The 14,402-nt window shown below is 73.2% G+C and carries 8 protein-coding genes, 2 tRNA genes and 2 pseudogenes; 6 read left to right on the top strand and 6 right to left on the bottom strand.

Annotated features, from left to right (window positions below; all coding sequences use genetic code 11):
* Positions 1 to 60 precede the first annotated feature (60 nt).
* From ABZ693_RS26265 to ABZ693_RS26275, 3 genes are all read left to right on the top strand, one after another.
* Entirely contained in the window at positions 61 to 423 is a 363-nt protein-coding gene (locus ABZ693_RS26265) for a DUF8844 domain-containing protein (RefSeq protein ID WP_359881888.1), read from the top strand.
* 168 nt (positions 424 to 591) lie between these two features.
* Positions 592 to 1,182, top strand: a complete 591-nt coding sequence (locus tag ABZ693_RS26270; RefSeq protein WP_435842543.1) for a hypothetical protein — start codon at positions 592 to 594, stop codon at positions 1,180 to 1,182.
* Between the two features lie 79 nt (positions 1,183 to 1,261).
* A tRNA-Lys gene (locus ABZ693_RS26275) sits at positions 1,262 to 1,335 on the top strand.
* Between the two features lie 85 nt (positions 1,336 to 1,420).
* Here the strand turns inward: ABZ693_RS26275 and ABZ693_RS26280 are convergent.
* Positions 1,421 to 2,743, bottom strand: coding sequence for a M6 family metalloprotease domain-containing protein (locus ABZ693_RS26280; RefSeq protein WP_435842544.1), 1,323 nt, complete (start codon positions 2,741 to 2,743; stop codon positions 1,421 to 1,423).
* A gap of 577 nt (positions 2,744 to 3,320) precedes the next feature.
* On the opposite strand from ABZ693_RS26280, the gene ABZ693_RS26285 reads away from it, so the two are divergent.
* Positions 3,321 to 5,054 carry a putative bifunctional diguanylate cyclase/phosphodiesterase gene (locus tag ABZ693_RS26285; RefSeq protein ID WP_435842546.1) on the top strand — a complete coding sequence of 578 codons (1,734 nt, stop codon included), beginning with the start codon at positions 3,321 to 3,323 and terminating at the stop codon, positions 5,052 to 5,054.
* A gap of 82 nt (positions 5,055 to 5,136) precedes the next feature.
* Here ABZ693_RS26285 and ABZ693_RS26290 read toward each other — a convergent pair whose 3' ends face one another.
* Both ABZ693_RS26290 and ABZ693_RS26295 read right to left on the bottom strand, forming a co-directional pair.
* Positions 5,137 to 6,888, bottom strand: a complete 1,752-nt coding sequence (locus ABZ693_RS26290) for a glycosyl hydrolase family 18 protein (protein WP_359881891.1) — start codon at positions 6,886 to 6,888, stop codon at positions 5,137 to 5,139.
* Between the two features lie 253 nt (positions 6,889 to 7,141).
* A pseudogene (locus ABZ693_RS26295) lies at positions 7,142 to 8,265 on the bottom strand (LLM class flavin-dependent oxidoreductase).
* 390 nt (positions 8,266 to 8,655) lie between these two features.
* Here ABZ693_RS26295 and ABZ693_RS26300 point away from each other — a divergent pair.
* Both ABZ693_RS26300 and ABZ693_RS26305 read left to right on the top strand, forming a co-directional pair.
* On the top strand, positions 8,656 to 9,414 hold the full coding sequence (locus tag ABZ693_RS26300) for an IclR family transcriptional regulator (RefSeq protein ID WP_359881894.1): 759 nt from the start codon (positions 8,656 to 8,658) through the stop codon (positions 9,412 to 9,414).
* A 277-nt stretch (positions 9,415 to 9,691) separates the two neighbouring features.
* Positions 9,692 to 9,765: transfer RNA gene (locus ABZ693_RS26305), tRNA-Lys, on the top strand.
* A gap of 410 nt (positions 9,766 to 10,175) precedes the next feature.
* On the opposite strand, the gene ABZ693_RS26310 is transcribed toward ABZ693_RS26305, so the two are convergent.
* The 3 genes and pseudogenes from ABZ693_RS26310 to ABZ693_RS26320 all read right to left on the bottom strand — a co-directional run.
* Positions 10,176 to 11,867 carry an AMP-binding protein gene (locus ABZ693_RS26310; protein ID WP_359881896.1) on the bottom strand — a complete coding sequence of 564 codons (1,692 nt, stop codon included), beginning with the start codon at positions 11,865 to 11,867 and terminating at the stop codon, positions 10,176 to 10,178.
* 26 nt (positions 11,868 to 11,893) lie between these two features.
* Entirely contained in the window at positions 11,894 to 12,484 is a 591-nt protein-coding gene (locus ABZ693_RS26315; RefSeq protein ID WP_359881899.1) for a lytic polysaccharide monooxygenase auxiliary activity family 9 protein, read from the bottom strand.
* Between the two features lie 293 nt (positions 12,485 to 12,777).
* Positions 12,778 to 14,058, bottom strand: a pseudogene (locus ABZ693_RS26320) (SPFH domain-containing protein); the annotation flags it as partial.
* Between the last annotated feature and the right edge of the window lie 344 nt (positions 14,059 to 14,402).

A 14,402-nucleotide genomic window follows, 5' to 3' on the forward strand; every position in this document is an offset into this window, starting at 1 on the left:
CGCGGGAGAATGGACGGCGGCCCGGGTGTCCGGGCCGTCCGCGTGAGAAGGAGAGCGAGTATGGCGGAACCCGCGGAGCAGAGTGGGAGCGCGCGGCGGCGGGTCAGGCCCGCGCCGCTGATCTTCGAGCCCGCCGAGGCGACCGCCGATCCCGAGCACTTCTTCGGTCTGGAGGCGATGGACGACCCGCGCGAGCTGCTGGCGCGGGCGACCGAGCTGACCCTGGCGTTCCGGGCGGCGGCGGACCGGGCGGTCGAGTACCAGGCGGTCGCGGCGGCCCAGCTCGCGGACCCGGGCCGGTTCGACCGGCTGACGGACGCGGACATCGCCGCGCGGGCCGACTGGACCGAGGACTACGCCCGCAAGATGATCGAGTTCGGCCGGGGCCTGACGCGCGCGAACAGCCGCGACCGGGAGGAGTGAACCCCGGGGAGCGCGGTACGGGGTGTGCTCTCCGAGGGCTGCCGAGTGAGCCCCCGGCCTGGCCGCCCGGCATATGCCGGGGCGCACGATACTCCTCGCCTCGGCACCCTGTCCGGGTTTTCCGCAACTCCCTGAAGCCGGGGGATCACGCCCGGTAGACCTTCCCGTATGACGACGTGGCTGCTCGACGAGACGACCCTCCAGGACTTCGGCCGCTACCAGGCCGCCCGGGTCACCGACGACGGTGCCGCGTGGCTCGCCTCGGCCACGGCCCGCCCGCACGCCGCACTCGCGCACTGGTTCCGGCGGCCCGCCACGCCCGCGGTGCTGCCCTGCGGCACGGTGTTCGACGTGGTGAACGTGGAGCCCACCTTCGGGCGCCGGGTGCTGGACACCCTGTGGGCCGAGGGCCCCGGCTGCGGGCCGGTCGCCACGCACCGGGGCCGGATGCTGCTGTTCGCCGCCCCCGGCACCGCCCAGCGCCTCCCGTCGCTGCTCGGCTGGGAGGAGTGGAGCGAGACCGTGCCGCGGCCGCTGTGCCACGGCCCCGGGGACGCGGTGACGATCCCGCCGCTGACCCCGCCGACGCCGTTCCGGCCACGGATCACCGCTGTCGGCGACGCCGTCCCGTACGAGCCGCGTGACAGCGCCCAGCCGCGCTGGCTCGTCGCCCCCGACGCCCGGCGCCCCTGGCTGCCCGGCCCCGAGGTCCTGCTGTGGGCCTGCGTCCGGGCGGCACGCGCCGCGCGGGCCGCGTAGCGGCCCCGACCCGCTCCCACGTGCGGGGATCGATTTCTCGTCCGGCGGATCGGGGTGCTAATGTCTACGACGTCAGCAGGCGCCGCTAGCTCAGTTGGTTAGAGCAGCTGACTCTTAATCAGCGGGTCCGGGGTTCGAGTCCCTGGCGGCGCACCGACCGGAAGGCCCCTCGCGAAAGCGAGGGGCCTTCTGTTTGTTCCCGTACGGAATGCCGGGACGCCGGTGCCCGGGGCGGGCGTCAGCGGTCGGCGTGAGCCTCCGGCCGCGGCCCGGTGACCCGTACCGTCCACACCCCCGACGCGGACCGGTCGGCCACCTCCACCCGTACCCCCGTGTCCGGCACGGTGTACGACTCCCCCTCCCGCAGCGGCGCGTCCGCGAGCGGCGGATAGACCGAGCGCTCCTGGCACGCCGAGGTCCCGGGGTGGGTGTCGACGACCTGCACCGGGCCGTCGCCGGAGGCCGCCTCGTTGCGGACCCGGTAGAGCAGGACGCCTTCGGCGCAGGTGTCGCGGTCGTTGCCGGTCGCCGAGCGGGCCTCGATCGCGAGCACGCTGTCGCCGGAGGTGCGGACCACCGCGAGCCGGGTGCCGAGGGTGCCGCCGGCCACCGGGGCGGCGGCGACCGGCTCCAGGCCGATGGCCCGGGTGCCGGGGCCGCGGACGCAGACGACCTGGGCGCGGTCCAGCCAGCCCAGCTTCCACTTGTGCCAGGCGAAGAGGTCCGGGGCGAGGCCGAACTGGCTGCCCATGACGTCCCAGTCCCCCACGTACGTGTCCCAGTCGCCCTTGCCGTCGGTGGGCCGGTGGTAGAGGTCGGGCAGGTCGAAGACGTGGCCGGTCTCGTGGGCGAGCACGTTGTGGTCCGGCGGGTGCCGCTCGAAGACCGTGACGACCCGCTTGATGTCCGTGCCGTCGGCCTCCAGCGGCTGTTCCAGGTTGACGACCTTGGTCGCGTCGGAGTCCACACCGGGCGCGTCGGGGTCGGCGACCAGGTAGACGAGGTCGTAGCGGGAGAAGTCCACCGTGTCGTCGGCCGCCTTGATCGCGTCGCGCAGATAGGCCGCGCGGTGCTCGCTGCTCCAGTCGCGCTGTATGGCGTACGCCACGGAGGGCCGCGGCATCCGGGTCCAGCCGCGCTGCGGGTGGACGCGCAGCCGGAAACGGCCGTAGGAGGCCCGTTCGAAGAACTCCGAGGTGACGGGGAAGTGGTCGGCGGCCAGCTCGAAGGGGGCCGTCATCGGGACGGAGTCCGGGAAGGACAGGAAGATCATGACCGCGTCGAGGGCGCGGGTGGGGCGGGGGTAGGCGGAGTTCCAGCTGTCGAGGCCGAGGGAGTGGTGGGCGGCGGTACGGGGCAGGGCGCACGGTCCCGCCGCCCCGGCCGCGACGGCGGGGCCCGCGAACAGCCCGGCCGCGGCGAGGGCCCCGAGGGACGTGGCGACGGCCGCTCCGGACCTCAGGCGGCGGGCACGGTGCACTCCCCCGGGTGGCTGCTGACCCCTCACGTGGACCTCCCGCTCCGGAATGCGCGACACCTCACCCACCTTGTGGGTGTTCATCGCCTTTCGCCCTCTTCTGCTGCCCCGGTCGAGTGAGAAGGGGTGCATCAGGTGGACGCGACGCGGGCATAAAGAGGCTTACGGAACGTCACATTCGGTCAGCTCTTCGTCGACTTGGGTCGGACTCACTCCAGAACGGTCGCGCACCCGGCCACGGACACCCCTCTCACGACCCTCAAGGGCCCGGTCACGGGCCCGGGAGCTGGAACGGCGCCCGCGCCAGCCTCTATGATCGGCAGACTTTCCAGGTCGACTCCTTGGCCGGCCTTTCCGACCACATCTGTACGGCCCGAACGCACTACGGGAGCGAGCGGTGAGCGGAACCCCCGAAGAACCGGTCCATTCCCGGCCACCGGCCCGCTCGCCCGCCGAGCCGCCGCTCACGGAACGTGACGGAACGGCCCCGGAAGGCGGGGCCGCCGACGGCCCCACACCCGCGGCCGGAGCCGCATCGGAGCCCTGGCCGGATTCACTGCCGGAGTCCGCGCCCGACTCCTCGCCGGACTCCTCGCGGGACTCCCGGCCGGACGTCGAGCTCCGGGACTACCACGCCGCCTTCCGGGCCGCCCGGCTCGCCATGGCGATGGTCGACCGGGACGGCATCGTCGTCGCCGCCAACGACTCGTTCGGCGACCTCCTCGGCACCGAGCCCGCCGCCCTGCGCGAACAGGCCGCCGCCGACCTCGTCGACCTCGCCGCCGACGGCCAGGCGGGACGCGCGTACCGCGAGGTCCTGCGCGGCCGGCGGGCCCGCTTCCGCTGCACCCGCCGGCTGAAGCAGCCCAACGGGCGCTCGCTGTGGACGGAGGTGACGGTCGCCCCCGTACCGAACAGCCGGCGCGTCCTGCTGTCGGTCGCGGACATCAGCGACCAGCGCGACCTGCAAGCCCGGCTGCGGCACCTCCAGATGCACGACCCGGTGACCCGGCTGCCCAACCGCGCCCTGTTCTTCGAACGGCTGACCGCCGCACTGGAGAGCGCCGGCGCCGGGCCGGACCCGGAGGGCACCGGGGACGAGGGCGGGGCGTACCGCTCGTACCGCCAGGGCGGCACGGGCCGGATCGGGATCTGCTACCTCGACATCGACGGGTTCAAGGCCGTCAACGACACCCTCGGGCACCGGATCGGCGACCGGCTGCTCGCCGCCGTCGCCGGCCGGCTCACCGCCTGCGCGGACAGCTACGGCTACACCCGCGACGGCGGCCATCTGGTGGCCCGGCTCGGCGGCGACGAGTTCGCGATCCTGGTCGAGGACTCCACCGGCACCGACCAGCTGGCCGATCTCGCCCGGTCCGTACTGGCCGCCCTCCAGGAACCCTTCGACCTGTCCGGGCAGCGGCTGTCGGTCTCCGCCTCCATCGGTGTGGTGGAGCGGCCGGCCCACGGCTCCTCCGCCACCTGCCTCATGCAGGCCGCCGACACCACGCTGTACTGGGCCAAGGCCGACGGCAAGGCGCGCTGGGCGCTCTTCGACCCCGAACGCAACGCCCACCGGATGACCCGGCAGGCCCTCAGCTCCACGCTGCGGCCGGCCGTCGAGCAGGGCGAGTTCGCGCTCGAGTACCAGCCGCTGGTCGACCTCGCCGACGGCTCGGTGCGCGGTGTGGAGGCGCTGGTGCGCTGGAACCATCCGCAGTTCGGCCCGCTGACGCCGAATCGGTTCATCTCGATCGCCGAGGAGGACGGCTCGATCGTCGAACTGGGGCGCTGGGTGCTGCGCACCGCCTGCCGTCAGGCCCGGCGGTGGCAGCGGGAGCATCCGGACGAGCGGCCCCTGTTCGTCAGCGTCAACGTCGCCGTGCGTCAGGTCTGGGACTCCGACCTGGTGGCGGACGTCGCCGGGATCCTCGCCGAGACGGGGCTCGCCCCGCAGCTGCTCCAGCTGGAACTGACCGAGTCCGCCGTCATGGGCTCGGCGGGCCGGCCGCTGCAGGTCCTCCAGGCGCTCAGCAACATGGGCGTGCGGATCGCGATCGACGACTTCGGCACCGGCTACTCGAACCTCGCCTATCTGAGCCGGCTGCCGGTCTCCGTCCTCAAGCTGGACGGCTCGTTCGTGCGCGGCTTCCAGGACGCCGAACCCGCCAACCCGGCCGACGAGGTGATCGTCGAGGCTCTGGTGCAGCTCGCCCACCGGCTGGGCCTGACGGTCACCGCCGAGTGCGTGGAGAGCGCGGGCCAGGCCACCCGGCTGCGCCGGATCGGCTGCGACACCGGGCAGGGCTGGCTCTACTCGCGGGCGGTGGCCCCGGAACGTATCGCCGAGCTGATCGGGGTCACCTCCCTGCCGGTCCAGCCGATGCCCGCGTAGGACACCGTGAACAGGAGACTGCCCCCGCCCGGGGGGACATCCCGGGCGGGGGCAGTCGTCTGCGGGGTTCACGGAACCTCGGTCAGCAGGCGCCGAGGTCCTGCCAGACGCCCCAGTCGCCGGTCGTGCCCGGCTCCTCGTTCTGGGTCCACCACTTGGCCTTCCAGTTGTGGCCCTTGTGGGAGACGGACTGGCCCGCGTTGTAGACCGTGCCGGCCGTGTACGCCGGGGCGGCGCAGCCCGTGGGCGGGGTGGTCGGCGGCGTGGTGGGCGGGGTCGTCGGAGGAGTGGTCGGCGGAGTGGTGGGAGGCGTCGTCGGCGGAGTGGTCGGCTGGGTCGTCGGGGAGGAACCGACCGCGTCCACGATCTGGTTGAACAGCGTCGCCTTGGCGTCCAGGCCGAGCAGCGAGTACATCATCGCGCCGGCGAGTCCGCGCTGGTGGGCGTAGTCGGCGCGGGCCTTGATGGTGCGCTGGTCCAGGCCGGTGAAGAACTCACCGTCCTTGTAGAAGTAGGCGGACTTGGCCTGGTCGTCCCAGAAGGTGGTGGCCGGGTTGTCGACGATGCCGCCCAGCTCCTTGTAGTACGCGATGCCGGCCGCCTGGCTCAGCGGACGGGCGCCGGAGCCGCCGGTCGCGGGCTGGGCGAGACCGTTCGCGGTGCCCGCCGGGACGCCCTTCCAGCCGCGGTAGTAGAACTCGTAGCCGAGCGTCAGCTTGTTCGCCGGGAAACCGCCGGCGATGCCGTAGGCGGGCTTGCCGTCGATCCAGGAGTCGATGGCGTTGTCGATCGAGTACTTCTCGGTGCCCGGCTTCACGACGTCGGTCGGGTCGTCGCTGCCGGAGTGGAGCGGCGACTGGTGGTACGTCGGCCCGTCGCCGTCCCAGGCGCCGTGCATGTCGTACGTCATGATGTTCGCGTAGTCGAGGTACGCGCCGATCTTGTCCGTCTCGATGTTCTTGATCTTGTCCTGGCCGGCCGGCAGGGCGGCGGTCAGCAGGTACTTCTTGCCGCCGTGCGCGGCACCGTACTCGTCGAGCTGCTTGCGGAACTCGGCGAGGAGCAGGGTGAAGTTCTGCTTGTCCTCGGCGGCGTAGTGGTTGCCGAGGTGGCCGTCGGCCGAACCGGGGTACTCCCAGTCGATGTCGATGCCGTCGAAGACGCCGGCGGCGGTGCCGGGGCCGCCGAAGCCGCCGTCGACCGGCAGGTCGCCCTGGATGTACTGCTTGACGCAGGAGGAGACGAGCTTCTTGCGGCTCGCGTCGGTCTTGGCCGCGTCCGAGAAGTACTTGGAGTAGGTCCAGCCGCCGAGCGAGATGTTGATCTTCAGCTGGGGGTACTTCGCCTTCAGTTCCTTGAACTGGTTGAAGACGCCCACGATCGGCTGGTTCCAGGTGTCGGCCACGCCGTCGACGCTGTCCGCCGCCGAGAAGGACTTCTGGTAGTCGGCGTACGAGTCGCCCGCGCCGTCACCGGCGTTGGGGTTGTTGTCGTCACCGGCCGCCTTGTTGGCCTCGAAGCAGGTGAGGTCGGTGGGGTGGATGTTGCCGAACGAGTAGTTGATGACGTCCAGTTTGGCGGCGATGCCGCGCTCGTCGAGCTGCTTGGGATAGAAGGCGTTCCCGTACACGCTCCACTGGTCGTAGTACGCGATCTTGACGCCGCCATTGGACGCCGCGGCGGCGCCGTCGGCGGCCTGCGCGGAGCCGAGGCCCGCCGTGGCGGCGAGCGCGCCGGCGACGAGGGTCGAGCCGAGCAGGGCGGCGAGCAGGGGGCGGCGGACGGGGCGGGGAACGGCTCGGGGGGTGCGCGGTTCACGGGGGTGCACGGGCATGCCTCCGGAAGTGGGGGTGTCAGCGGGGAAGTCGGAGCAGTGATATCCGTCGCATGAACAGCGCGTCAATGGTCTGAACCAGATTGAGGACTAGACCAATTCGCGCGGGAAACCCCTTGTCAGAGACGCGCACGGCAAAGCGGAACCGCCCGCCACCATGGGTGACGAGCGGTTTGAGACGGAGTCGCCCCTCCCCGGATCCATCGGCTCGGGGAGGAACCAACGCGCGGGAAATTCCCTCCGCTTCGCGCGCTTACGCGGTCACCGCCCCCTCCTCCGGGGCACCCGCCGCGGCCTGCTCCGGCAGTCCGTACGCGTCGGCGATCAGCTCGTAGCTCCGCAGCCGCGCGTCCCCGCCGTGCGCGTTGGCGGTGATCATCAACTCGTCGGCGCCCGTCCGCTTCTGGAGCTCGTCCAGGCCCGCGCGCACCTCGTCCGGCGTGCCGTGCACGACGTTCGACAGCCAGTCGTCCACGAACTCCCGCTCCATGTGGCTGAATTCATGCGCCTCGGCCTCGTCGGGCGTCGGGATGAGCCCGGGCCGGCCGGTGCGCAGCCGCAGCATCGACAGGGCGCCGGTCAGCACCTGCCGGCGGGCCTCACGGGCCTCGTCGGCGGCGAGCGCGGCGACCCCGATCAGCGCGTACGGCGCGTCGAGCACCGCCGAGGGACGGAAGGTCTGCCGGTACAGCTCCAGGGCGGGCAGGGTGTTGCGCGCCGAGAAGTGGTGGGCGAAGGCGAAGGGCAGACCGAGCAGCCCGGCGAGGCGGGCGCTGAAGCCGGAGGAGCCGAGCAGCCAGACCGGCGGCCGGCCCTTGGGTCCCTGCACCGGTCCGGGCACGGCGTGGATCCGGGCGTACGGGTGGGCGTCCGGGAAGTCGTCGTCCAGGAACCGGGTCAGCTCGGAGAGCTGCTCGGGGAAGTCGTCGGCCCCCTCGCCCAGCCGGTCGGTACGGCGCAGCGCGGGGCCGTCGCGCCGTCGGTGCCGGGCGCGCGGCCGAGCCCGAGGTCGATCCGGCCCGGGGCGAGCGCCTCCAGGGTGCCGAACTGCTCGGCGATCACCAGCGGCGCGTGGTTCGGCAGCATCACTCCGCCGGAACCGAGCCGGATACGGCGGGTGTGGGCGGCGAGGTGGGCGAGGATCACGGCGGGCGAGGAGGAGGCGACCCCGGGCATCGAGTGGTGCTCGGCCACCCAGTGACGGTGGTAGCCGCGCCGCTCGGCGAGCCGGCTGAGGGCGACGCTCGTGGCGAGCGCCTGGCTCGCGGTCCGGCCGCTGCCGACGGTGACCAGGTCGAGGACCGACAGCGGCACGGACGCGGTGCCGAGCGCTGTTCCTCTGATCCCGTCCCGGGTGGCCGCCGTCCCTCCGCTCACCTCCGCGTCCGCCGCTCCGTCCCGCTCCGTGTTCCGCGTGGTGTCGCTCACCGTGACCGGCCTTCCCGCTCTGCATCAGGGTCCGGACCACCTGGCGCACAAGGGGCCGGTCCGGCGTACGGCAAAGATAACTGGAGGGTGTCTCCGGTTATTCCCCCGGAAAAATCTTCACGTCCGGAACCCGCTCGAACGGCCGTGCGGACCCCCTCGCGCGCGGCGCTGACCTCCGACTCTCCCAAGGGGCTGTGACCATGGCATATGCCAGAGTGGCGGACCCCAGACCAGACACCGTGCGTACCGCATCAATCTCGCCAACGGCCGCCCCACTACGGCTCCTTGGCGGCTATCGTGGTACGGAAGCTTGCGGTCACAACCTGGTAGGGGGACACCGTGGCGCTGAAGCCCGAGCCCACCGCACCGTTCCACTCGGTGCAATACGCACTGCGCGTACTCGAGACCATCTCTCGGCACGGCGGCGGCGTGACGGACGTGCAGATCGCACGGGACACCGGCCTGCCCGCGGCCCATCTGTCACCCCTCCTGCTGATGCTCCGCCGCGAGGGGTACGTGGAGCAGGTCTCCGACGGCGCGTACGTCGTCGGGGACTCCCTGGTGCTGCTCGGCTCCGGCACCACCCGGCGCGACGCCCTGCAGCTCAGGCTCCAGGAGGAGCTGACCGAGCTGCGCGACTCGCTCGGCGCCGCCGTCTACATCAGCCGTTACATCGACGGCGAGGTGAAGATCACCCAGTGGGCCGACGGCCCGCGCACCCCCAAGGTCAACGAGTGGGTGGACTTCCGATCCGCCGCCCACGCCAGCGCGGTCGGCAAGTGTCTGCTGACCCAGCTCGACCTGAACGGCCGCCGCGACCATCTGGCCCGACACCGGATCGCGCGACTGACGTCCCGCACGATCACCAACGAGAAGGTGCTGTTCTCCAAGCTGGACAGCCAGCCGCCGACCGTCCCCGTGCTCGACCTCCAGGAGTACGCGGTGGGCACGGTCTGCGCGGCGGTGCCGCTGACGGCGGGCGCCGCCGTGGGCTGCCTGGCGATCTCGCTGCCGATCGAGGACGCGCACCGGCTCCGCTCGGCGGCCGACACCCTCAACCGCCGGGCCGCCCCGGTGGTGCTCTCACTGGCGCTCTGAGCCACCGCGCCCCACACAGGGCCGGCTCCCACCCGGCCCGGCCGCGAACCGGACACGGGTCGGACGCGACCCGCTCGCGGGCGTGCGTCGTGCGTACGACGCACGGGCGTCGTACGGGCGTCGTACGGACGTCGTACGGACGACGCGATCAGGACACCGCCCGAGGCGGGCCCGGGACGAGACCGGGAACAGGGCCGGAGCAGAGCGAGGACAGGGGGCCGGGCGAGGGTGGTCACGAGCACCCCTCCGGACCAGGTAGTATTTTCTCTGTCAGCAAGCGCCGCTAGCTCAGTTGGTTAGAGCAGCTGACTCTTAATCAGCGGGTCCGGGGTTCGAGTCCCTGGCGGCGCACCGACCGGAAGGCCCCTTGCGAAAGCAAGGGGCCTTCTGCTTTTCCCCTCGGCGGCGGACGCCCCCGGCCAGCGGTACCCCCCGCCGGGGCGCGCGGGACAAGAGGTCGGCGAGCGGCGGCCCGGGGCGTCAGCGGGGCCATCGACAAGGGGCCGGATCCGGCCGCGCGCCGCACCGGCGGCGGCGCATCGAGCGGCCGCCTCCACCCCGCGAGGGCGTACAGCAGCACGCGCACCCGCTCCCGCCAGACGGCGAGAGAGGTGCGGGCGGAGGCGCCGGGGCCAGTGGGCGCGGACGCACGGAGCGTACGGATCTTTCGCATGACGATTACTCTAAGTGACCACCCCGTCTCGCGCCAGGCCGTTTCGAAGCCCCCGGACCGGGCGCACGACCCCGCCTCCGGGCTCCCCCTAAGGGGCCTCGCCGGGAAATGGACGGCGCTGTTCCGCGTACCGCCTCCGTAGGCACTCCCGGTCCTGGCTGGTCAGCGGCGCGTACGGGCCGCCGGGCGCCGGGCGCCACCAGATCGGGTCGGGCCCGGTGAGGGCGGCGCGGCGCAGCGCGACCCGGTGGATCTTGTTGGTGGCGGTCAGGGGGAGTTCGGGGACGACCCTGACGTAAGCCGGGGGCATCTTGGTGCCGAGGTCGCCCTGGGCGGCGAGGAAGGCGGCGAAGGCCGCCGGGTCGAAGACGGCGCCGGGCCGCAGCGCGAGCGCGGCCATCACCTGGTCGCCGGCGACGGGGTCGGGTATCGCGTAGACGGCGACGCCCGCGGCCCGCTCCCAGCGGGCCAGGATGTTCTCGATCATCGCGGCGGCCAGGTTCTCGCTGTCGACGCGCAGCCGGTCGTCGGCGCGGCCCGCGAAGTAGAGGTAGCCGTCGGCGTCGCGGTAGAAGAGGTCGCCGGTCCAGTACCAGCCGTCGCGCAGCCGGGCGGCGTCGGCCTCGGGGTTGCGCCAGTAGCCCTCGAAGGGGCTGCGGCCCCGGTTGACCAGTTCGCCGATGGCCTCGTCCGCGTTGAGCAGGACACCGGCGGCCGAGAAGCGGGCCGGCGGGCACACCCGCCGGGTGTCCGGATCGACCACGGCCAGGTCGTCGCCGGGCGCGGCCCGCCCCACCGCTCCGGCGGGCGTGCCGGGCACCCGCTGGATCGCGGCGCCGCCCTCGGAGGAGCCGTACCCCTCCACGAGCCGCACCCCGAACCGCGCCTCGAAGCGGGCCGCGTCCACCGCCCCCGCCTCCGTGCCGAAGCCGAGCCGCAGCCGGTGGTCGCGGTCGTCGGGGTGCTCGGGGGTGGCGAGCAGGTACTGGACGGCACGGCCGACGTAGGTGAAGTAGGTGGCGCCGAAGCGGCGGACGTCGGGGAGGAAGCGGGTGGCGGAGAAACGGTCTCGCAGGGCGATTCCGGCGCCGGCGGCGAGCGCGGGCGCCCAGTCGGCGATGACGGCGTTGCCGTGGAACATCGGCATGCAGATGTAGTGCGTGTCGTCCGCGCGGATCCGGAAGTGCGCGACGAGGGAGGCGCCGGCGGCGGCGAGCCGCCCCTGGCTGCAGATCGTGGCCTTGGGCGCGCCGGTCGAGCCGGAGGTGAAGGTGAGCAGCAGCCGGCTGCCGGGCCGGGCGGGCCGGAGGAAGCGGTCGTCGGGGGTCGCGGTCGCGTAGCCGGCGAGCAGCGCGCGGTAGGCCTCGGTGTCGGTGACGAGGATCCGCAGGCCGGGCGGGAGCGGCAGGCCGTCGAGGAGCGGGAGGCGGGCGCGCTGGGTGACGAGGACGCGGCAGTCGGTGTGCCGGATGTCCCGGGCGAGTTCGGCGCCGCGCCGGGTGGGGTTGATCCCGGCGACGGCGGCCCCCGCGAGGGCCGCCGCGCCGAGCCAGAGCGGGTACTCCGGTGTGTTGTCGAGCAGCAGGCCGAGGTGCGGCTCGCGCCCCGGCCGGTCGGGCATCAGGTCCGTGAGGAGTGCGGCGCGCGCGGCGGCGCCGGCGGCGGCCTGGTGGTGGGTGAGGGTGGTGCCCTCGTCCCGCAGTCCGGTCCGGTGGTCGCCCCACTGGCGCCGTACGAGCTCCGCCACGGTCCTGGTCTCGGTGCTGGTCCCGGTCCCCATGGGGCCGGATGGTAGGTGACGTACCGTCAGAACTGAACGTCCGAGCACGCGTAGAACGCGTTCCCGGTGTCCGCGATGGTCCACACCCCGAGGATCATGTGCCGGCCGGTCTTGCCCGCGGGGATGACCCCGCTGTGCGAGAGGGTCGCGGGCGGCTGCTGGTTGTTGTAGGGGACGACGAGGAAGGGCTGGGGATCGAGCGCGGCCCTGGTCAGCGGGCGGCTGGAGTCCCAGCCGTTCTTGGTGATGTAGTAGCGGAAGTCCGTGGTCGCGTGGCGGGCGGTGAACTGCCAGCGGAAGGTGTAGCTCTGGCCCGCGGTGACCTTGGTGGCGGGCCAGGCGCCGGCCCGCTGGTCGTCGAGCTGGGCGAAGCGGGAGTTCCCGCCTGCGCAGATCGTGCCGTCGGAGGGCCCGCCGGACGGGAAGCCCTTGGGCCCCTCGACCGACTGCGGCTCCCACTGGATGTCGCCGCAGTTGCGGACGGTGCGGTCGGCGCAGAGCTTCTGACGGCTGATCGGCGCGTCGGTGTAGCCGTGGCTGCTCGCGCCGGAGACGGAGAGGAGGGAGGCCGCGGCGACGCCGAGCGCCACGGCCGCGATACCTGACTTCTTTCGCATGCTGTCGCTCCAGGAGAACGTGGGGGAGTTCTGGGGGCCGTGCTGCACGCGCGCGCGGTGGGGATGAGGCGGGGACGGGGATCGTTCAGGTCTAGACCAAGCCCCACGGTAGGGACGGAAGTTAGTCATGTCCAGACCAACGACGGCGGTACGGGAGCCATACGGCGGGGATACGGGTGCGGGGATACGGGTGCGGGGATACGGGTGCGGGGATACGGGTGCGGGGCGCGGGCCCCGCACCGGGCCCCGGCCCCGTACCGCCGCCCCTGCCGCCACCGCCGCCCGGGTACCACTCAGGCACCGTCCACCGGCACGGACCGGCCGCTGTAGAACGCCACCGTCAGATCCCTCACCAGCGCCTTCCGCTCGTAGTCGTCCAGGTCCACCAGACCGCGGGAGGTCAGCCGGTGGACCACGTCCTCGACCGCGTCCACGACCGAGGTGAGCACGCTGTCCCGGTGCTTGGCGTCGATCGCGGCGATCCGGCGGCGCTGCATCGCGGCGGCCACCGCCGGGGCGTATTCGATCCGGGTCGGCTGCGCCGAGTACACGTCGATGCCGACCGGCGCGCACTCCGCCGACAGCAGCCGGGTCAACGCCTCGCCGACCGCCTCCGCGTCCCGCAGCGTCGGCGCGACCTCGTGGAACGCGTCCGCCGGCAGCTGCGACAGGACGCGGGCCATCGCCGCCTCCACATGCTCGCGCAGATAGTCCTCGTGCCGGTCGACGCCGAGCGCGGCGCGCACGGTGTCGCGGACCCGCCACACGACGAGGACGACGACATCGAGCGCCGTGCCCTTGGCGTCGACGGCGGGCAGCGGTTCGCTGCGCCAGTGCCGCAGCCGTACGTCGACCCGGCGGCGGAGCAGCAGCGGGCTCACCCAGAGCAGGCCGGTGCGGCGGACCGTGCCCCGGTAGTCGCCGAAGAGGGTGAGGACGAGGGCGTGGCCGACCCGGCCGCGGTCGAGCCCGCCCAGGAAGAAGAGAGTGAGGGCGATGCCGAGGGCGAGCAGGGACCACTGGACGAGGTCGATGCCGTCGTACGGCCGCGGTGACAGCCCCAGCGTTCGCGCCATCCCTTCGGGCACCGCGCCCGTCCACCACACGACAAAAAGGCAGCCGAACAGGGCCAGCAGCCCGCCGGTCAATCCGACCCAGCCGGGCAGCGCCGGACCGGGCCGTTCCACCAGCGTCGGGTCGGCGTCCGGCACCGGCCGCGGGGACTCGGCAGCGGGCCGGGCGGGCGCGGGGGCGGCGGCGTGGGGCGCGGGGCGGGGGGCCGGTTGAGGGGTGGACCGGGGGGCGGGCTGGGGAGCCGGCCGGAGCATGGGCTTGGGCGGGGCCTCGGCGGCGGGGGCAGGGGGCGCCGGGGGTGCCGGAGGTGCCGGGGGCTTGGGCCGCGGGGACTTGAGCAGGGACGGCTTGGGCGTACGCGGTGGGGGCGGCGTCTCGGGTACGGGTACGGGTACGGGGGCCGGGCTCCCGGGGACGGCAGCGGGCTGCGGCTCGTCCCGGAAGAGGAGGTGCACCGGGATCGCCCCGGTCGTCTCGGCGCCGATCACCACCCGGCGCCGCTCGCCACTCCCCCGCGCCGCCGTCTCGCCGGAAGGGGTGGTGGTGTGCCTCGCGGGCGCGGGCGCGGGCGCGGGAGTGGAGGCGGCGGCAGGGACGGACATCACTCTGACGTGCGTCCCGGCGGCCCATCCGAAGTCGACTTCGGCAGGAGCGGGTACGGGGGTGGGCGCGGGAGCCGGGGGCTTGTCCGGCGTCGGTGGCTTCTCGGTCACCGCGACGGGAGGCTCGGGAGCAGGGGTTTCCTCGGCCGGTTCGGGGGCCGGGGCCGGGGCCGGCCCGGAGCGGCACCCTGGTGGGCGGCATCCTCGTGCCCGGATTCACCGTCAACGTGCACCGGTTCGCC

The sequence above is a fragment of the Streptomyces laurentii genome (genome assembly GCF_040635425.1).
Classification (GTDB): Bacteria; Actinomycetota; Actinomycetes; order Streptomycetales; family Streptomycetaceae; genus Streptomyces; species Streptomyces laurentii.

Coding starts and splice junctions, on each gene's coding strand:
- ABZ693_RS26265 (WP_359881888.1), top strand. CDS start 61: ATGGCGGAACCCGCGGAGCAGAGTGGGAGCGCGCGGCGGCGGGTCAGG.
- ABZ693_RS26270 (WP_435842543.1), top strand. CDS start 592: ATGACGACGTGGCTGCTCGACGAGACGACCCTCCAGGACTTCGGCCGC.
- ABZ693_RS26280 (WP_435842544.1), bottom strand. CDS start 2,743: ATGAACACCCACAAGGTGGGTGAGGTGTCGCGCATTCCGGAGCGGGAG.
- ABZ693_RS26285 (WP_435842546.1), top strand. CDS start 3,321: ATGGCGATGGTCGACCGGGACGGCATCGTCGTCGCCGCCAACGACTCG.
- ABZ693_RS26290 (WP_359881891.1), bottom strand. CDS start 6,888: ATGCCCGTGCACCCCCGTGAACCGCGCACCCCCCGAGCCGTTCCCCGC.
- ABZ693_RS26310 (WP_359881896.1), bottom strand. CDS start 11,867: ATGGGGACCGGGACCAGCACCGAGACCAGGACCGTGGCGGAGCTCGTA.
- ABZ693_RS26315 (WP_359881899.1), bottom strand. CDS start 12,484: ATGCGAAAGAAGTCAGGTATCGCGGCCGTGGCGCTCGGCGTCGCCGCG.